General features: G+C 68.4%; 16 protein-coding genes. 6 read left to right on the forward strand and 10 right to left on the reverse strand.

Features of this window, described 5'->3' with window-relative positions; all coding sequences use genetic code 11:
- Positions 1 to 4: 4 nt before the first annotated feature.
- Positions 5 to 730 (reverse strand): ABC transporter ATP-binding protein, encoded by a 726-nt coding sequence (locus LPB260_RS25035; protein WP_208708589.1) that lies wholly within the window; start codon positions 728 to 730, stop codon positions 5 to 7.
- 112 nt (positions 731 to 842) lie between these two features.
- Here LPB260_RS25035 and LPB260_RS25040 point away from each other — a divergent pair, with 112 nt between their 5' ends.
- A complete protein-coding gene (locus LPB260_RS25040; protein ID WP_208708590.1) occupies positions 843 to 1,751 on the forward strand; it encodes a DMT family transporter in 909 nt (302 codons plus the stop codon).
- 62 nt (positions 1,752 to 1,813) lie between these two features.
- Here the strand turns inward: LPB260_RS25040 and LPB260_RS25045 are convergent, their stop codons facing one another.
- The 7 genes from LPB260_RS25045 to yaaA all read right to left on the reverse strand — a co-directional run bounded on the left by LPB260_RS25045 (position 1,814) and on the right by yaaA (position 8,482).
- A complete protein-coding gene (locus LPB260_RS25045) occupies positions 1,814 to 4,234 on the reverse strand; it encodes an EAL domain-containing protein (RefSeq protein WP_208708591.1) in 2,421 nt (806 codons plus the stop codon).
- 110 nt (positions 4,235 to 4,344) lie between these two features.
- The gene (locus LPB260_RS25050; protein WP_208708592.1) at positions 4,345 to 4,821 is read right to left on the reverse strand and encodes a cupin domain-containing protein; all 477 of its coding nucleotides are present in this window, start codon (positions 4,819 to 4,821) and stop codon (positions 4,345 to 4,347) included.
- Between the two features lie 174 nt (positions 4,822 to 4,995).
- Entirely contained in the window at positions 4,996 to 5,670 is a 675-nt protein-coding gene (locus tag LPB260_RS25055; RefSeq protein ID WP_208708593.1) for a DUF2459 domain-containing protein, read from the reverse strand.
- Between the two features lie 25 nt (positions 5,671 to 5,695).
- Positions 5,696 to 6,133: an ester cyclase gene (locus LPB260_RS25060; protein WP_208708594.1), complete on the reverse strand. Its 438-nt coding sequence runs from the start codon at positions 6,131 to 6,133 to the stop codon at positions 5,696 to 5,698.
- Between the two features lie 126 nt (positions 6,134 to 6,259).
- Positions 6,260 to 7,090 carry an SDR family oxidoreductase gene (locus LPB260_RS25065; RefSeq protein ID WP_208708595.1) on the reverse strand — a complete coding sequence of 277 codons (831 nt, stop codon included), beginning with the start codon at positions 7,088 to 7,090 and terminating at the stop codon, positions 6,260 to 6,262.
- A 57-nt stretch (positions 7,091 to 7,147) separates the two neighbouring features.
- Positions 7,148 to 7,612 (reverse strand): multidrug transporter, encoded by a 465-nt coding sequence (locus LPB260_RS25070; protein WP_208708596.1) that lies wholly within the window; start codon positions 7,610 to 7,612, stop codon positions 7,148 to 7,150.
- A gap of 90 nt (positions 7,613 to 7,702) precedes the next feature.
- Positions 7,703 to 8,482, reverse strand: coding sequence for a peroxide stress protein YaaA (gene yaaA / locus LPB260_RS25075; RefSeq protein ID WP_208708597.1), 780 nt, complete (start codon positions 8,480 to 8,482; stop codon positions 7,703 to 7,705).
- Between the two features lie 176 nt (positions 8,483 to 8,658).
- Here yaaA and dmeF point away from each other — a divergent pair, with 176 nt between their 5' ends.
- From dmeF to moaE, 5 genes are all read left to right on the forward strand, one after another.
- Complete coding sequence (dmeF, locus tag LPB260_RS25080) at positions 8,659 to 9,615, forward strand: CDF family Co(II)/Ni(II) efflux transporter DmeF (protein WP_208708598.1); 957 nt, start codon at positions 8,659 to 8,661, stop codon at positions 9,613 to 9,615.
- A 312-nt stretch (positions 9,616 to 9,927) separates the two neighbouring features.
- A complete protein-coding gene (locus LPB260_RS25085; RefSeq protein WP_208708599.1) occupies positions 9,928 to 11,319 on the forward strand; it encodes a PhoH family protein in 1,392 nt (463 codons plus the stop codon).
- Between the two features lie 153 nt (positions 11,320 to 11,472).
- Positions 11,473 to 11,949: a cyclic pyranopterin monophosphate synthase MoaC gene (moaC, locus tag LPB260_RS25090; RefSeq protein ID WP_208708600.1), complete on the forward strand. Its 477-nt coding sequence runs from the start codon at positions 11,473 to 11,475 to the stop codon at positions 11,947 to 11,949.
- On the forward strand, positions 11,946 to 12,194 hold the full coding sequence (locus LPB260_RS25095) for a MoaD/ThiS family protein (protein ID WP_208708601.1): 249 nt from the start codon (positions 11,946 to 11,948) through the stop codon (positions 12,192 to 12,194). The genes moaC and LPB260_RS25095 overlap by 4 nt, the downstream gene beginning before the upstream one ends.
- A gap of 2 nt (positions 12,195 to 12,196) precedes the next feature.
- Positions 12,197 to 12,652, forward strand: coding sequence for a molybdopterin synthase catalytic subunit MoaE (gene moaE / locus LPB260_RS25100; RefSeq protein WP_208708602.1), 456 nt, complete (start codon positions 12,197 to 12,199; stop codon positions 12,650 to 12,652).
- A 3-nt stretch (positions 12,653 to 12,655) separates the two neighbouring features.
- Here the strand turns inward: moaE and LPB260_RS25105 are convergent, their stop codons facing one another.
- Entirely contained in the window at positions 12,656 to 13,783 is a 1,128-nt protein-coding gene (locus LPB260_RS25105; RefSeq protein WP_208708603.1) for an FAD-binding oxidoreductase, read from the reverse strand.
- 33 nt (positions 13,784 to 13,816) lie between these two features.
- Complete coding sequence (locus LPB260_RS25110; protein ID WP_208708604.1) at positions 13,817 to 14,860, reverse strand: DUF2157 domain-containing protein; 1,044 nt, start codon at positions 14,858 to 14,860, stop codon at positions 13,817 to 13,819.
- Between the last annotated feature and the right edge of the window lie 5 nt (positions 14,861 to 14,865).

Below are 14,865 nucleotides of genomic sequence, written 5' to 3' on the forward strand. Positions count from 1 at the left end.
GCCTTCACCAGACGATCTCCTCGGCCGGGCGCTTGTGGGCGTTGAGTTCGACCTGGCGGATGCGCCCGTCGGCGAAGTGCAGGACGCGGTCGGCCATGGCCGCGGTGGCGGCGGCGTGGGTGATGATCAGCACGCTGGTGCCGAGCTCCTGGTTGATGTCCTGCAGCACCCGCAGCACGGCGCGTCCGGTCTCGCTGTCGAGGGCGCCGGTGGGTTCGTCGCAGAACAGCACGGTCGGGCGCTTGGCGATCGCCCGGGCGATGGCCACGCGCTGCTGCTCGCCGCCGGACAGTTGCGCCGGGAAGTGCTGCAGGCGCTGCTGCAGGCCGACCAGGGCCAGGGCTTCGGCCGGCGCCAGCGGGTCGTCGGCGATCTCGGTGACCAGCTCGACGTTCTCCTCGGCGGTGAGGCTGGGCATCAGGTTGTAGGACTGGAACACGAAGCCGACATGCCGCCGCCGGTACTGGGTGAGCTGGCCATCGCTCATGGCCGTCAGCTCCTGCTCGAAGAAGTGCACGCTGCCGGCGCTCGGCCGGTCCAGGCCGCCGAGGATGTTCAGCAGCGTCGACTTGCCGCTGCCGGAGGCGCCGAGCAGCACCACCAGCTCGCCGCCGGGCAGCTCCAGGTCGACCCCGCGCAGCGCGCGCACGGCCGAGGGGCCCTCGCCATAGACCTTGGTGACCCCCCGGGTGCGGAACACCGCCGCTGCGCTGTTGCTGGAACTGGCCATATACCCCTCAGTATGGGCGCTGGCGCCCCGGGGTCGAGAAAGCCGCAACTTTGTGCAAGCGCCGACCAGCCAAGGCGGCGCAGACTGACGGCCATTCACCGGGAGTCGTGCGATGAGCCTGTCGTTGTATCTGTTGACCGTCCTGATCTGGGGCACCACCTGGATCGCCATCAAGCTGCAGATGGGCGAGGTGGCGATCGCCGCGTCCATCGCCTACCGCTTCGCCCTGGCCGCGGCGGTGCTGTTCGCCGTGCTGCTGCTCAGCGGCCGGCTGCAGAAGCTCGACCGCCGCGGCCAGCTGATCTGCCTGGTGCAGGGGCTGTGCCTGTTCTGCATCAACTTCCTGTGTTTCTACACCGCCAGCCAGTGGATCCCCAGCGGCCTGGTGGCGGTGATCTTCTCCACCGCGACGCTGTGGAATGCGCTGAATGCCCGGTTGTTCTTCAAGCAGCGGATCGCCGCCAACGTGCTGGCCGGCGGCGCCCTGGGCCTGGCCGGCCTGGCCCTGCTGTTCTGGCCGGAGCTGGCCGACCATCCGGCCAGCGGCGAATCGCTGCTGGGCATCGGCCTGGCGCTGCTCGGCACCCTGTGCTTCTCCGCCGGCAACCTGCTCTCCAGCCAGCAGCAGAAGGCCGGCCTCAAGCCGCTGACCACCAATGCCTGGGGCATGCTCTACGGCGCGCTGATGCTGGTGGCGATCTGCCTGGTCAGCGGCACGCCGTTCGGCTTCGAGTGGAGTACACGCTATGTCGGCTCGCTGCTGTACCTGGCCATCCCCGGCTCGGTGATCGGCTTCACCGCCTACCTGACCCTGGTCGGCCGTCTCGGCCCGGAGCGCGCGGCCTATTGCACCGTGCTGTTCCCGGTGGTGGCGTTGAATATCTCGGTATTCGCCGAGGGCTATCAGTGGAGCGCGCCGGCGCTGGTCGGCCTGCTGCTGGTGATGCTCGGCAACGTGCTGGTGTTCAGGAAGCCCAGGCCGGCCGCACCGTTGGCGCAGGGCCTGGCGCAGAGCCGCTAGGCGAAGCACGCGGGTAGGGTGCGCCGTGCGCACCCAGCACCCCGCGGCCCGTTCACCCGCACTCAGTGCCAGCTGGAGCGGGCTTCCCAGGCGCGGAACTTGTCGGCGGGCAGCGGCTGGCTGATGGAGAAGCCCTGGGCGATGTCGCAGCCGAAGTTGCCCAGGCGGGTCAGGGTCTCGTGGTTTTCCACGCCCTCGGCGACCACCTCCAGGTCGAGGTTGTGCGCCAGCTCGACGATGGAACGGACGATCTTCGCCGAATCGTCGTCGTCGCTGAGCATGCCGGTGACGAAGGACTGGTCGATCTTCAGCGAGTCCACCGGCAGCCGTTGCAGGTAGGCCAGGGAGGAGTAGCCGGTGCCGAAGTCGTCGATGGTCAGGCGGCTTTCCAGGTTCCTCAGCTGCACCAGGGTTTCCAGCGCCGTCACCGGGTCGTCCATCAGCGCGCTCTCGGTCAGCTCGAATTCGATCCAGTCCGGCTCGGCCCCCCAGGTGGCGAAGGCGCCGCGCACCCGTTCCACCAGCTTGGGATCGCGCAGGTCGCGGGCCGACAGGTTGACCGAGATCGGCCGGCTGTCGCCTTCCTCGCGCCAGGCGTAGCCCTGGCCCAGCGCGCTGTCCAGCACCCAGTAGGTCAGCGGGGTGATCAGCCCCGAGCTTTCCGCCAGCTTGATGAAGTCGTTGGGCGGCAGCAGCCCGTGCTGCGGGTGCTGCCAGCGCACCAGGGCCTCGGTACCGCAGACCAGGCGGCTGGCGATCTGCAGCTTGGGCTGGTAGTACAGCAGCAACTGGTTGCCGTCGATGGCCCGGCGCAGGTCGCTCATCAGGGTCAGGTGCTGCGCGCATTCGCGGTCCAGGCCGCCGTGGAACAGGGCGTAGCCGTTGCTCGAGCGCTTGGCCTGGTCGAGGGCACTGCCGGCCCGCCGCAGCAGGGTGTCGGCGTCGGTGCCGTGCCCGGGGTAGAGGGCGATGCCGATGCTGGCGCGGGCATCGAGGCACAGCCCGGAGAGGTCGACCGGCTCGTACAGAGCCACCAGGATCTGTTGCGCCAGCTGGGCCGCCTGCTCGGCGCCGCCGCTGGGCATGAGCACGGCATATTCCTTCTCGCCGATGCGCGCCACCGGGCAGCAGGCGCCGACGGCCTGTTGCAGACGGGCGGCGATGGCCTGCTGCAGGCGGTCGCCTTCGCGATAGCCGAGGGTGTCGTTGATCTCCTGGTTGCTGCCGACCTCCAGGCGCAGCAGGCCGAGCGGGTGGTGCTCCTGCCTGGCGCGGGCGATCGCCTCTTCCAGCAGTTCGCCCAGGCGCAGGCGGTTCGGCAGGCCGGTGAGGCAGTCGGTAAAGGCCATGCGCCTGATGGTGGCCTCGGCCTGCAGCGCCCTGGCGCGGGTGCGCAGGGTGGCGATGCCGAAGCCCAGGTCGTTGGCCGTGGCGAACAGCAGGTCGACTTCCCGGGCGTCGAAGGCGTCGGCCTCCGAGGCCATGATCACCAGCCTGCCCAGCGGCGCGCCGTCGAGGCGCAGCGGCAGCACGATCGAGGCGGCGAAGCCGCGCCGGCTGGCTTCCTCGCGCAGCGGCAGGGGCGGACCCTCGGGACGGTCGCGGATCACCAACGGCCGGCCGTCCGCCAGCTCCTGGTCCAGCTTGCGGATATAGGCCTGGCCATCGGCGCTTGCCGCCCAGGCCTGGCCGATGGCGAGAAAACCCTTGTCGACGCCGGCATAGGCGACATGCCGGGACGGTTGCGTGGGGTCTTCGCCCGGGTAGCTGACCCAGGCCAGGCGGTAGCCGCAGTCGTCCACCAGGACCCGGCAGATTTCCCGCAACAGCGCCGGTTCGTCGCTGGCATGAATGACCGCATGATTGACCGCCACCCGCGTCGCCAGGGCGCGGTTGAGGCGCTGCACCTCCTGCTCCGCCTGGGCCCGGCGGGCCTCGAGGCGCAGGGTCTGGAGGCCGAAGGCCAGGTCCTCGGCGGCCTCGCCGAGCAGGTCCAGTTCCTGCTCACCGAAGGCATCCGGCTCCGGCGCGCCGATGCCGAGGGCACCGAAGATCTCGCCCTCGACCCGCAGCGGCAGCGACAGCACCGAGGCGATCCTGTGCTGGATGGCGCCCTCGCGCCAACGCACGGTGTTCGGGTCGGTCAACAGGTTGCGCGACAGGGTCAGGCGACCGGTGCGGATCGCCGTGGCGGTGGGCGCCCGGCCCCGTTCATTGTCGCCCCAGGAAATGTTCAGCGAGTCGATATAGGCCTTTTCGACCCCGGCGAAGGCCACCGGGGTGATCGATTTCGCCGCATCCGCCTCGGCGCGGCCGACCCAGGCCAGGCTGTAGCCGCATTTCTCGACGATGATCCGGCAGATGTCCTGCAGCAGGCAGGCTTCGTTCTTGGCGCGCAGCAGGGCGCGATTACAGCCGCTGAGGGTGCGCAGCGCGCGGGTGAGTTGCTGGTGCTCCTGGTTGGTGGCGCTTGGCTCTGGCATGGCTGGCCTCCAACCCATGCACGACCTGGCTTGAGTATAGAGCCACCCTGCTGGTGCCGGGTTCCGCGCGCCGAGCGGGTCGCGCCCGCCTCTGCGGGCGCTGGCCTCTGCTACTGGTTGCGTGGGTCATCCGCTGGATCGTGATAGCTGATGCCCCAGGGGCCGGTGCCATGCAGCTGCAGGACGGCTTCCTCGGCGCGGGTGCCGGCGGACATGGCCATGCCCGCAGGAATGACCAGGCTGTCGCCGGCCTGGTAGGTCGTGGCCTTGGCCGGGTCGAGGTTGTCGCCGGTGCCGAGGTAGAAACTGCCCGAGAGCACGGTGACCCGTTCGGTGGTGGGGTGGGTATGCACGCCTACGCTCGAGTTGGCGGGCAGCTTCAGGCGGAAGGTGAAGGGGCCGGCGGCCTTGGGGTCGCCCTCGATGACCGCCATCATCGCGCCCGGACCCACCGAAGGCGCCGCGGACCATTGCAGTTCGGACGCTTTGGCGGCGATCAAGGCGCCTTCTTCGGCCGCGGTCGCAGGCGTCAGCCAGGTGGCGCCCAGCACGCTCAGGGCAACGGCGAGGGTGTTCAAGTGGCTCATGATGGTTTCCTCTTGCAGGGTTGAGCCGGGTGGGCTCATCGCCATGCAGGCAACCCGGGAATCACTGCACCCGAGGGCGCGCTGAGCGATCGAGTCCTATCGAATTCTAGTGCCGACGATAGCCGGGGGGCAGGGCCGGCTTATGCCAGTTTGGAACAGCCCCAGAACGCCGCGCTATGGCCTGCCAGGCCAGGGGGCGGGGCGGCAGGCCGGGCCCGTTGCCGGCATGGCCCGCAGGCGGCTGAGCAGCTGGCCGCTGGTCACGACTGTGGCCGGCTGCAGCGGGCAACCACTGGCGCCAAGGGCCTCGGCCAGCCAGGTGTTGCAGGTGCGCAGCAGCGAGTAGCGGCCTTCGGCCCGATAGAAGCGGCTGTCGCGGTACAGCCCCGGCCCGAGGTCGTCCAGCCGGTCTGGCGCCGGACGACTGAAGCTTGCACCGATGAACGCGAGCAGCCGCCGGTAGCCTGGTGCGTCCAGGTGCACGGCGACGGGATCGCGCTCACCCAGGCGCCGCGGATCGACGCTGATGGCGCGTACATGCAGTACCGCCGGCGTTGGCCCGAGCAGCGCCTTGAGGGCCAGGCCGAGGCCGGCCTGCGGGGTCCGGTAGAAGTCTTCGTCGCCCCAGCCGAGTTCGACCCACTCGCCGCCGCCGAGCGTTTCGCCCAGCGCCGGAAGCGCCTGCAGCAGATCGTTGCGGGCGATCAGCAGGCCGGCATGGACGCCGTGATCCAGCAGCAGAACCAGCCGCCCTTCGTCGGTCATCGCCGGGCCAGATGCTGGCGCCGGCGCGACGGCGCAGCCGCACAGGATCAGGCTCAGAAGCAGCACCGCCAGGTTCGGCTTCACGGGGCTCGCGCGCCTTTGCCGAGATTCAGGCTGCGCTGGTCAGTTGCTGGTAGAGCTCCCAGGCGCTGCGCTCGACCCAGCATTCGGCCAGGCGGCCATCACGCACCGTCCAGATGGCGACACCGCTGAAGCAGATATCGCGACCGTCGGCCGGCGTGCCGAGCATGCCGTTGTTGCGCCCCGAGCACAGCCAGCGTGATACCACGCGGTCACCGCCGGGGCTGGCGAACACGTCCTGGCTGTCGGTGCGCGCATCCAGCAGCAGGGTCTGAAAGGCCTTGACCCAGGCCTTGAAGGCATCGCGCCCGCGGATGGTCTGGCCACCGGAGGTGATGACGTAGTCCTCGGTCATCAGCTCGTCGATGGCGTCCAGGTCATGGGGCGGCTGCCATACCCGGTCGAGAAAGGTCAGGGCCAGTTGCTCGGCCTGGCGGCTGGCGGCGGCGTCGAATGGCTGGGTCATCTTGGGGGCTCCCGTGCGGTGGCAGGTCGAAAGCCGCTGGCGCGGCGAGCGGCGCCAGCGGCGAAGTAGCGCCATTGTTATACACCCGGTTTTTCCGACCTGGCCAGGCTCTGGGGGCGGCCTGGCTCAGAGCTGAAGGTTCAAACCGAAGCGCCTTTTCAGCAGCAGGGCCAGCAGGCTTCTGGGCAGCAGCGCGGCCAACAGCGGCATGCTGCGGCTGCCGTTGCCCAGGCGCAGCAGCGCCGGGCGCCTGCGCCGTTGCACGGCGGCCAGCAGGTCGCCGGCGAACCGCCCGGCAGGGGTCGGGTTGTTCTGGGAGGCCTTGGCCCGCGCGCGAATGCCCGCGCGGACCGGCCACCAGGGCGAGCCTTCGGCGATCAGCTGTTCCGCCTCGCGGCTGGCGTTGGCGCCGAAGCTGGAGGCGATGGCGCCGGGCTGCACTTCCATCAGCTCGATGGAGAAGGGCGCCAGCTCCAGCCGCAGGGCGTCGGACAGGGCATGCACGGCCGCCTTGGAGGCGCAGTAGGCACCAGCGAAGGGGGTCGCCAGGACGCCGGAGACGCTGCCGATGTTGATCACCAGGCCGCTGCTCTGGCGCAGCAGCGGAAACAGCGCGCGGGTGACCCCGACCAGGGCGAACACGTTGGTCTCGAACTGCCGGCGCAGGGCCTCGACGCCGCCGTCGAGCAACGGGCCCATGGCGCCGTAGCCGGCATTGTTGATCAGCACATCGAGGCCGCCGGCTTCCTGCTGCAGGCGCGCGGCCAGTTGCTCGAGCGCCGCCCCATCGTTGACATCCAGCTGCACCGCGGTGAAACCCGCGGCCTCCAGCGTGGCGAGGTCTGCGGCCTTGCGTGCGCTGGCCCAGACCCGATAGCCGGCGCCATGGAAGGCATCGGCCAGGGCGCGGCCGATGCCGCTGGAGCATCCGGTGATCAGGACGACGGGCTGGCTCATGGGGGCTTCCTTTCAGGGGGGGATAAATGGCGGACGCGGCTCGCTGCGGCGGCCCGTTCAGTCGACGAAATGGCCCTGCAGACGCTCGGCGCGGAACTCCAGGGTGCTGGCGCGGTAACCGCTGCGCAGGGTCGGCAAGGGCAGGCAGTCCTGCCAGGTGGCGCCGGGAAGCAGGTCGCCGGGACCGCTGTAGCGTGGCGACTCATACAGCTGGCGGGCCAGGTTGACGGTCTCCCCGGGGCGGTAGGCGGCGACCTGCCAGTGCAGCTCCTGCAGGGTGGCGTCGCTGCCATTGGTCAGCTCCAGGGCCAGCGGGCGATTGCCCGGGCAGCGCTCGGGGGCGTACTCCAGGCGCAGCTGCAGTTGGCCCAGACGCTGCGATTCGCGGCTTTCCTGCCAGACCACCCAGCTGGCGACCAGGCCCAGGCCGAGCAGGGCGGCCATGGAGATCGGCAGGGCCTTGCTCGGGTAGCGGAGCAGCAGGATCAGCCAGGTCAACAGCAGAAACACGCCGATTAGCATGGGGGCGGCCTTGATGGACGGACACCGATCCATCCTACACAAGGCCGGGCCGGCGGGCATGCCTGGCGGCGGGAAAAACCTCGCCGAGACTCAGTCCTGCGGCTGGTCGCGCAGGAACACCAGCTTGTCCGCCTTGGACTGCTCCGCGGCGAAGCGGTAGCCCTGGCAGTTGAAGTCCTTGAGGCCTTCCGGGTCGCTCAGGCGCTCCTTGATCACATAGCGGGCCATCAACCCACGGGCCTTCTTGGCGTAGAAGCTGATGATCTTGTACTGGCCGTTCTTCAGGTCCTTGAACTCGGTGTCGATGATCCGCGCGTCGAGCACCTTGCGCTTGACCGCGCCGAAGTACTCGGTGGAGGCCAGGTTGAGCAGCACCTGGTCGCCCTGGGCGGCCAGGGCTTCGTTGAGCCAGCCGCTGATGCGCTCGCCCCAGAAGGCGTAGAGGTCCTTGCCGCGTGGATTGGCCAGCTTGGTGCCCATCTCCAGGCGGTAGGGTTGCATCAGGTCCAGCGGGCGCAGTACGCCGTACAGGCCGGAGAGCATGCGCAGATGCCGCTGGGCGAAGTCGAAGTCCTCCTCGTTGAAGGATTCGGCATCGAGCCCGGTGTAGACGTCGCCCTTGAAGGCCAGCAGCGCCTGCTTGGCGTTCTCGGGGGTGAAGGACGGGGTCCAGCTGCCGAAGCGCGCGGCGTTCAGCCCGGCGAGCTTGTCCGACAGGTGCATCAGCTCGGCGATCTGCGCGGGGCTGAGGTCGCGCAGCTGGGCGATCAGGTCCTGGGCGTGGTCGAGGTGTTCGGGTTGGGTGTAGCGTGGGGTCGCCGGCGGCGTCTCGTAGTCGAGGGTCTTGGCCGGGGAAATCACCATCAGCATCGGGCGGCTCCTTGAAGTCTTGGCGGCGATTCTAGGCCGAGTGGGGGCTATGGCTCTACCTATCGCTGCGATGCACTGCCCGATGGTCGCCCCGCCGATCCGCCGGCATGGGTTGACCTGGGGGCCGCCCCGGCCTTTTAGTGTGGGCAGGAACCCATGGCCAACAAGGAGTCCTGATGAGCGCTTGCAACCATTCCCGCTGGGAACCATCCCACGACTACCGTCCGCTGGAGAGTCGCGCCGAGCGCCAGGCCTGGCAGGTAGCGGCACTGACCGGGGCGACCATGCTGGTGGAGATCGCCGCCGGTTACGCCTTCAACTCCATGGCCCTGCTGGCGGACGGCTGGCACATGGCCTCGCACATGCTCGCCATCGGCCTGACCGCCCTGGCCTATCTGCTGGCGCGGCGTTACGCCAACGACCCGCGCTTCGCCTTCGGCACCTGGAAGGTGGAGGTGCTGTCCGGATTCGCCAGCTCGCTGCTGTTGCTGGTGGTGGTGGCCATGCTGGCCTTCGAGTCCTTGTGGCGGCTGTGGCAACCGCAGGTGATCGCCTTCGACCTGGCCCTGCTGGTGGCGGTGATCGGCCTGCTGGTCAACCTGGCGTCGGCCTGGCTGCTGCGCGATCAGCACGAGCACAGCCACGTCCATGCTCACGGCGACCACGACCACGACCACGACCACGACCATTCCCATGGCCGCGACCTCAATCGCCACGCCGCCTTTCTCCACGTGCTGGCCGATGCCCTGACGTCGGTGGCGGCCATCGTCGCGCTGCTCGGCGGCTGGCTGTTCGGCTGGAACTGGCTGGACCCGCTGATGGGGGTGATAGGCGCGGTGATCATCGCGATCTGGGCCAAGGGCCTGCTGCTGGACACGGCCAAGGTGCTGCTCGATCGGGAGATGGACAGCCCGGTGGTGGCGCGGGTGCGGCAGACCCTGGAACAGGAACCGGATACCGAACTGGCGGACCTGCACCTGTGGCGGGTGGGGCGCGCGCAGTTCGCCTGCATCGTCAGCGTGGTGACCCATGGCAACGGTTCGGCCGATCGTTACAAGGCGCGCCTGGCGAATATTCGCGAGTTGGTACACGTCACGGTCGAGGTCAACCGCTGTGTCGAAGTCGAGGGCTGAGCGGACTGGAAGTGAGTTTTTTGGCGTCATTTACGCCGATAGGACTTCCGACTTTAACGAGGCGCAGGGTACTCGCCAAGCATTATTCGTCCACAGGCAAAATAAACTTCAAAAAACTGAAAAGTCGTTTTCCTGTCATCTTTTTTGGAGTAATTAAAAAGCAAGACCGCCGAACCCTGCAGACAGGTGGCGGCCACCGGCCCCCATCCTGCTTGCACCTCCTCAGCCCCAAACTGAGACGTCGGCGGCCTCCCGCGGCGGAGCGCTGCACTGGCATTCCGTCGCATGGCTTCTTGAAGAAGGTGACCGAGTATGGATGACCATGGACGCTCCACGCGCACCGCTCCGACCCTCTACGCTCTCGACACCAATGTCCTGATCCACGACCCCAATGCGTTGCTGAATTTTCAGGAACACCACGTCGCCATCCCGATGACCGTGCTGGAGGAACTGGACAAACTGAAGACCGGTAAAGCCGGCGTCGCCGCCGAATGTCGCCAGGCCATTCGTCTGATCGACAAGATTCTCGGCAGCGCCGCGCCCGACGAAGTCGAACTTGGCGTACCCATCCAGCGGGAGAAGAGCGGGCCCTGCGGGTTCCTGTCGATTCTCATGAGCAAGAGCGCCTCGCCGATCACCTGGCTGCCGGAAGACCTCAACGACAACAAGATCATCAACCAGTTGGTCGAGCTCAAGTCGCGGCGTCCGGGCGTGGCCGTGGTGCTGGTGACCAAGGACATCAACATGCGCCTGAAGGCGCGCGCCTGCGGCATCGATTCGGAGGACTATCACACCGACCAGCTGGTCGACGACGTGTCTCTGCTGTCCCAGGGCTACCACAGCATGGACGGCTCTTTCTGGGACCGCGTGAGCACCGTGGAGACCCGCCAGGACCATGGTCGCACCTGGCACCGCGTGCAGCTCACCGACAACCTGCCGGCGGTGCACGTCAACGAGTTCATCGTCGACGAACAGGGCTTCGTCGGCTGGATCAAGGGCATCGAGGGCAGCGAGCTGGTGATCCTCGACCTGCACCAGGAGCCCTTGATGCACCAGGAGGCCTGGGGCCTGCGCCCGCGGGACATCTACCAGGCCCTGGCGTTGTACGCCCTGCTGGACCCGGACATCCACCTAGTCAACCTGTCCGGCGCGGCCGGTTCGGGCAAGACCATCCTGGCCCTGGCCGCGGCCATCGAGCAGACCATGGTCAGCAAGCGCTACCGGCGCATCATCGCCACCCGCAGCGTGCAGGGGCTCGACCAGGAGATCGGCTTCCTGCCCGGCACCGAGGCGGAGAAGATGGAGCCCTGGCTCGGCGCCATCACCGACAACCTGGAAGCGCTGCATATGGAGGATGAAAACACCCACGGCAGCGTCGACTACATCCTGCAGAAGGTGCCGCTGCAGTTCAAATCGCTCAACTACATCCGCGGTCGCAGCTTCCAGCAGAGCCTGATCCTCATCGACGAGTGCCAGAACCTCACCCCGCACCAGATGAAGACCATCATCACCCGCGCCGGCAGCGGCTCCAAGGTGGTCTGCCTGGGTAACCTAGCGCAGATCGACACCCCCTACCTGTCGGCGCCCAGCTCGGGCCTGACCTACCTCACCGAACGCTTCAAGGACTTCGAGCACGGCGTGCACATCACCCTGCAAGGGGTGCCGCGCTCGATCCTCGCCGAGTTCGCCGAAAGCCATATGTGACGCCCGTTCCCACCCATCCGCCGCGCCGGGGCTTTCCCGGCGCGGCGGCGCTCGCTCCAGACCCTGCATTCCTTTCCCGACCCTTGGCATTCGCAGGTGCCGAAAGCTGACTCGCGGGTTTACAATCGCCGGATACCCGTCTGGAGCAAGCCTGTGTTGACCCATCTCGATTCCCAAGGTCGCGCCAATATGGTCGATGTCAGCGATAAATCCCTGACCGTCCGTGAAGCCGTGGCTGAAGCCCGGGTGCGCATGCGCCCGCAGACCCTGCAGATGATCGTCGACGGCGATCACCCCAAGGGCGACGTGTTCGCCGTGGCGCGCATCGCCGGCATCCAGGCGGCGAAGAAGACCGCCGACCTGATCCCCCTGTGCCATCCGCTGATGCTCACCAGCGTCAAGGTCGAACTGGCTGCCGAGGGCGGCGACGCGGTGCGCATAACCGCGCGCTGCAAGCTGACCGGGCAGACCGGCGTGGAGATGGAGGCGCTGACCGCCGCCAGCGTCGCCGCGCTGACCATCTACGACATGTGCAAGGCGGTGGACCGCGGCATGCTCATCGAGAGCGTGCGCCTGCTGGAGAAGCTCGGCGGCAAGAGCGGCCACTACAAGGCCGAGGACGAACAATGATCCGCGTGCAGTATTTCGCCCGCTACCGCGAAACCCTGGGCCTGGACGGCGAGCAGCTGCGCGACAGCCAGGACTTCGCCACCCTCGACGACCTGCGCAGGCACCTGCTGGCCCGCGGCGGGGTGTGGCAGGTGCTCGCCGAGCGGAACCTGATGTGCGCCCGCAACCAGGAGCTGTGCAGCCTCGACGAACCCCTGGAGGAGGGCGACGAGGTGGCCTTCTTCCCCACCGTGACCGGAGGCTGAGCATGGCCATTCGAGTGCAGGTCGAGGCGTTCGATCCGGGTGTCGAAACCAATGCGCTGCATGCGGCCAACGTCGGCGTCGGCGCGGTGGTCAGCTTCGTCGGCTACGTGCGCGACTTCAACGAGGGCCGCGAGGTCGGCGGCATGTTCCTCGAGCACTTCCCCGGCATGACCGAGAAGGCCCTGGGCAAGATCGCCGAGGAGGCCGGGCAGCGCTGGCCGCTGCTGAATATCCAGATCATCCACCGTATCGGTCGCCTGGAGCCGGGCGAGCCGATCGTCTTCGTCGGCACCAGCAGCGCCCACCGCCAGGCGGCGTTCGATGCCTGCGCCTTCGTCATGGACTACCTGAAGACCCGCGCGCCGTTCTGGAAGAAGGAGGACACCAGCGAAGGCCCGCGCTGGGTCGAGGGCCGCGTCAGCGACCAGGATGCCGCCGAGCGCTGGCGCAACGCCTAGCGCTCAGGCGCGCAGCCGTGACGGCGACAGCCGTTCGGCGCTGACGCCGAAGCCGGTCAGCTGCGCCGGCAAGTGCTCGTCGCGCACCAGGGCGGCGCAGGCCTGGCCCATCGCCGCCGAAGTCTGGATACCATAGCCGCCCTGGGCGGCGACCCAGAAGAACCCCTGTCCCTCGGACTCGTAGCCGCCGACCAGATCGCCGTCGGCGACGAAGGAGCGCAACCCGGCCCAGCTGTGTTGCGGGCGGTGGATGTGCAGCTGGGTGGCCTGTTCGATGTGGTAGATCCCAGTGGCGATGTCCAGCTCCTCTGGCTGCACGTCATGGGGCTCGACCGGGTCGGCATTGGCCGGCGAGCCGAGCAGCATGCCGGCATCGGGCTTGAGGTAGAAGCTGTCATCGAGGGCCAGCAGCATCGGCCAGCTGTGCACATCCAGCTGCGGCGGCGGGGCGAAGGTGAAGGCCGAGCGGCGCTTGGGCACCAGCCCCAGAGGCCTGACCCCGGCCAGCTCGGCGATCCGGTCGCACCAGGCGCCAGCGGCATTCACCAGGACCCGGGCGTGGTAGTGCTGCTCGCCGCACTGCACGTGCCAGGTTTCGCCGCGCCGCTCGATGGCGGTCACCTCGCGGTTGCAACTGATCTGCCCGCCATGCTGGCGGATGCCGCGCAGGTAGCCCTGATGCAGGGCGTGGGTATCGATGTCGGCGGCAGTGGGGTCGTAGAAGGCGCCAAAGACTCGCTCCCGGCGCAATGCCGGCAGCAGGGCACAGGCCTGTTCGGGCGTCAGCCGCCGGGTCTCGGCCACGCAGGCCCGGGCGGCCTGGTACTGGCGCTCGAGCTCCTCCGGATCGCCGTTGAAATCCACCGTCAGCTCGCCGCGCGGGCTGAGCAGCGGCTGCTCGGCGAAGCCGGGCGGCGGGGCGTCGTAGAAGGCCCGGCTGGCGGCGGTCAGCGCGCGCACATGGGGCGGGCCGTAGGCCACGGTATAGAGCGCGGCCGAGCGCCCGGTGGCGTGATAGCCGGGCTGCGCCTCGCGCTCGAGCACCTGCACCCGGCCGTGGGGCGCCAGCCAGTAGCCGGTGGAGGCGCCGGCGATGCCGGCACCGATGATCAGGTAGTCCGCTTCATGCATGGCGATGGCTCCTTGCGTGGGGTCCGGCGCTGTCTAGTGATTGCGCAACGCCGGCAGAAAGGCCAGCAGGCCTTTGGGCAGGTGGGTGCGCAGGCCGCTGCTCAGCCGCTGGCGATGGCGCTGGTAGAGCAGGCCGAGGCCGATCACCGCCAGGCCGATCAGGCTGAGCACGATGGGAAACAGCAGCGAATCGGCGAACACCTCGTAGGCCAGATGGCCCAGATAGCCGGCCACGCCGAGCGCGCCGAACACCATGAACTGCACCCGACGCAGCAGCACGGCCAGGGCCATCAGCACCAGGTTGATCAGGCAGTAGAGGGCCTTGCCCAGTTCGCTGTCGCTGTCCATCAGGCTCAGGCCGCCCCAGAACGCGGCGAGTCCGGCGAGGTAGCCCCAGAAGGCATAGTCCTGGCGCGTGCGGCCATCCAGGCCGAGGCTGGCCAGCAGCAGCCCCAGGCCGAACCAGAGTGACACCCAGCGGCGCTGCTCCCAGTCGAACGGGCTGCCATAGAAGAGCTCGGTGAGGTCCATGGACATGAACCAGAGCGCCACGGCCATCGGCATGACGATGAAGGGAAACGGCAGCAGGCGCAGCATCAGCGCGCCGACCAGCAGCGTCGCGGCCTCCATGGCCAGCCAACCGCCCTGTACGTAGCGGTAGTAATGCTGGTAATCGTGCTGCTCGTCCTCCAGTGGCCACAGGCCGCTCAGGCGTTGCACGGCGAACACCGCCAGCGGTGTGAGGCTGACCGCCACGGCACCGAGCAGGCCGCCGGGAATCTGCTGACCGTGGCGCCACAGGCCGAGCCCGCACGCGCTGAACAGTCCCATGTAGCCGAGGGCGAGCAACAGCAGTGCGCCATCGCCCACCTGCATCCAGGCCTCGGTCAGCAGCCAGCCGAGGGCGCCGATGATCAGCACGGCGCCGCAGTAGTAGCTGACGTGGGCGAGCTGGAAACTGGCGTGCGGCGGCGCGCTGTGCTCGAGGAACTGCAGCAGGGCCCGGGCCTGGCCGGGCTGCAGGATGCCGGCGGCGGTCGCCCGGTCGAGGTCGGCGGCAGTGAGCTTGACGGACATGCTGT

The sequence above is a fragment of the Pseudomonas sp. LPB0260 genome, from assembly GCF_013388395.1.

Bases quoted from the DNA above. Each gene is read 5' to 3' on its own strand.
- LPB260_RS25035 (WP_208708589.1), bottom strand. From the start codon at position 730: ATGGCCAGTTCCAGCAACAGCGCAGCGGCGGTGTTCCGCACCCGGGGG.
- LPB260_RS25040 (WP_208708590.1), top strand. From the start codon at position 843: ATGAGCCTGTCGTTGTATCTGTTGACCGTCCTGATCTGGGGCACCACC.
- LPB260_RS25045 (WP_208708591.1), bottom strand. From the start codon at position 4,234: ATGCCAGAGCCAAGCGCCACCAACCAGGAGCACCAGCAACTCACCCGC.
- LPB260_RS25050 (WP_208708592.1), bottom strand. From the start codon at position 4,821: ATGAGCCACTTGAACACCCTCGCCGTTGCCCTGAGCGTGCTGGGCGCC.
- LPB260_RS25060 (WP_208708594.1), bottom strand. From the start codon at position 6,133: ATGACCCAGCCATTCGACGCCGCCGCCAGCCGCCAGGCCGAGCAACTG.
- LPB260_RS25065 (WP_208708595.1), bottom strand. From the start codon at position 7,090: ATGAGCCAGCCCGTCGTCCTGATCACCGGATGCTCCAGCGGCATCGGC.
- LPB260_RS25070 (WP_208708596.1), bottom strand. From the start codon at position 7,612: ATGCTAATCGGCGTGTTTCTGCTGTTGACCTGGCTGATCCTGCTGCTC.
- yaaA (WP_208708597.1), bottom strand. From the start codon at position 8,482: ATGCTGATGGTGATTTCCCCGGCCAAGACCCTCGACTACGAGACGCCG.
- dmeF (WP_208708598.1), top strand. From the start codon at position 8,659: ATGAGCGCTTGCAACCATTCCCGCTGGGAACCATCCCACGACTACCGT.
- LPB260_RS25085 (WP_208708599.1), top strand. From the start codon at position 9,928: ATGGATGACCATGGACGCTCCACGCGCACCGCTCCGACCCTCTACGCT.
- LPB260_RS25095 (WP_208708601.1), top strand. From the start codon at position 11,946: ATGATCCGCGTGCAGTATTTCGCCCGCTACCGCGAAACCCTGGGCCTG.
- moaE (WP_208708602.1), top strand. From the start codon at position 12,197: ATGGCCATTCGAGTGCAGGTCGAGGCGTTCGATCCGGGTGTCGAAACC.
- LPB260_RS25105 (WP_208708603.1), bottom strand. From the start codon at position 13,783: ATGCATGAAGCGGACTACCTGATCATCGGTGCCGGCATCGCCGGCGCC.
- LPB260_RS25110 (WP_208708604.1), bottom strand. From the start codon at position 14,860: ATGTCCGTCAAGCTCACTGCCGCCGACCTCGACCGGGCGACCGCCGCC.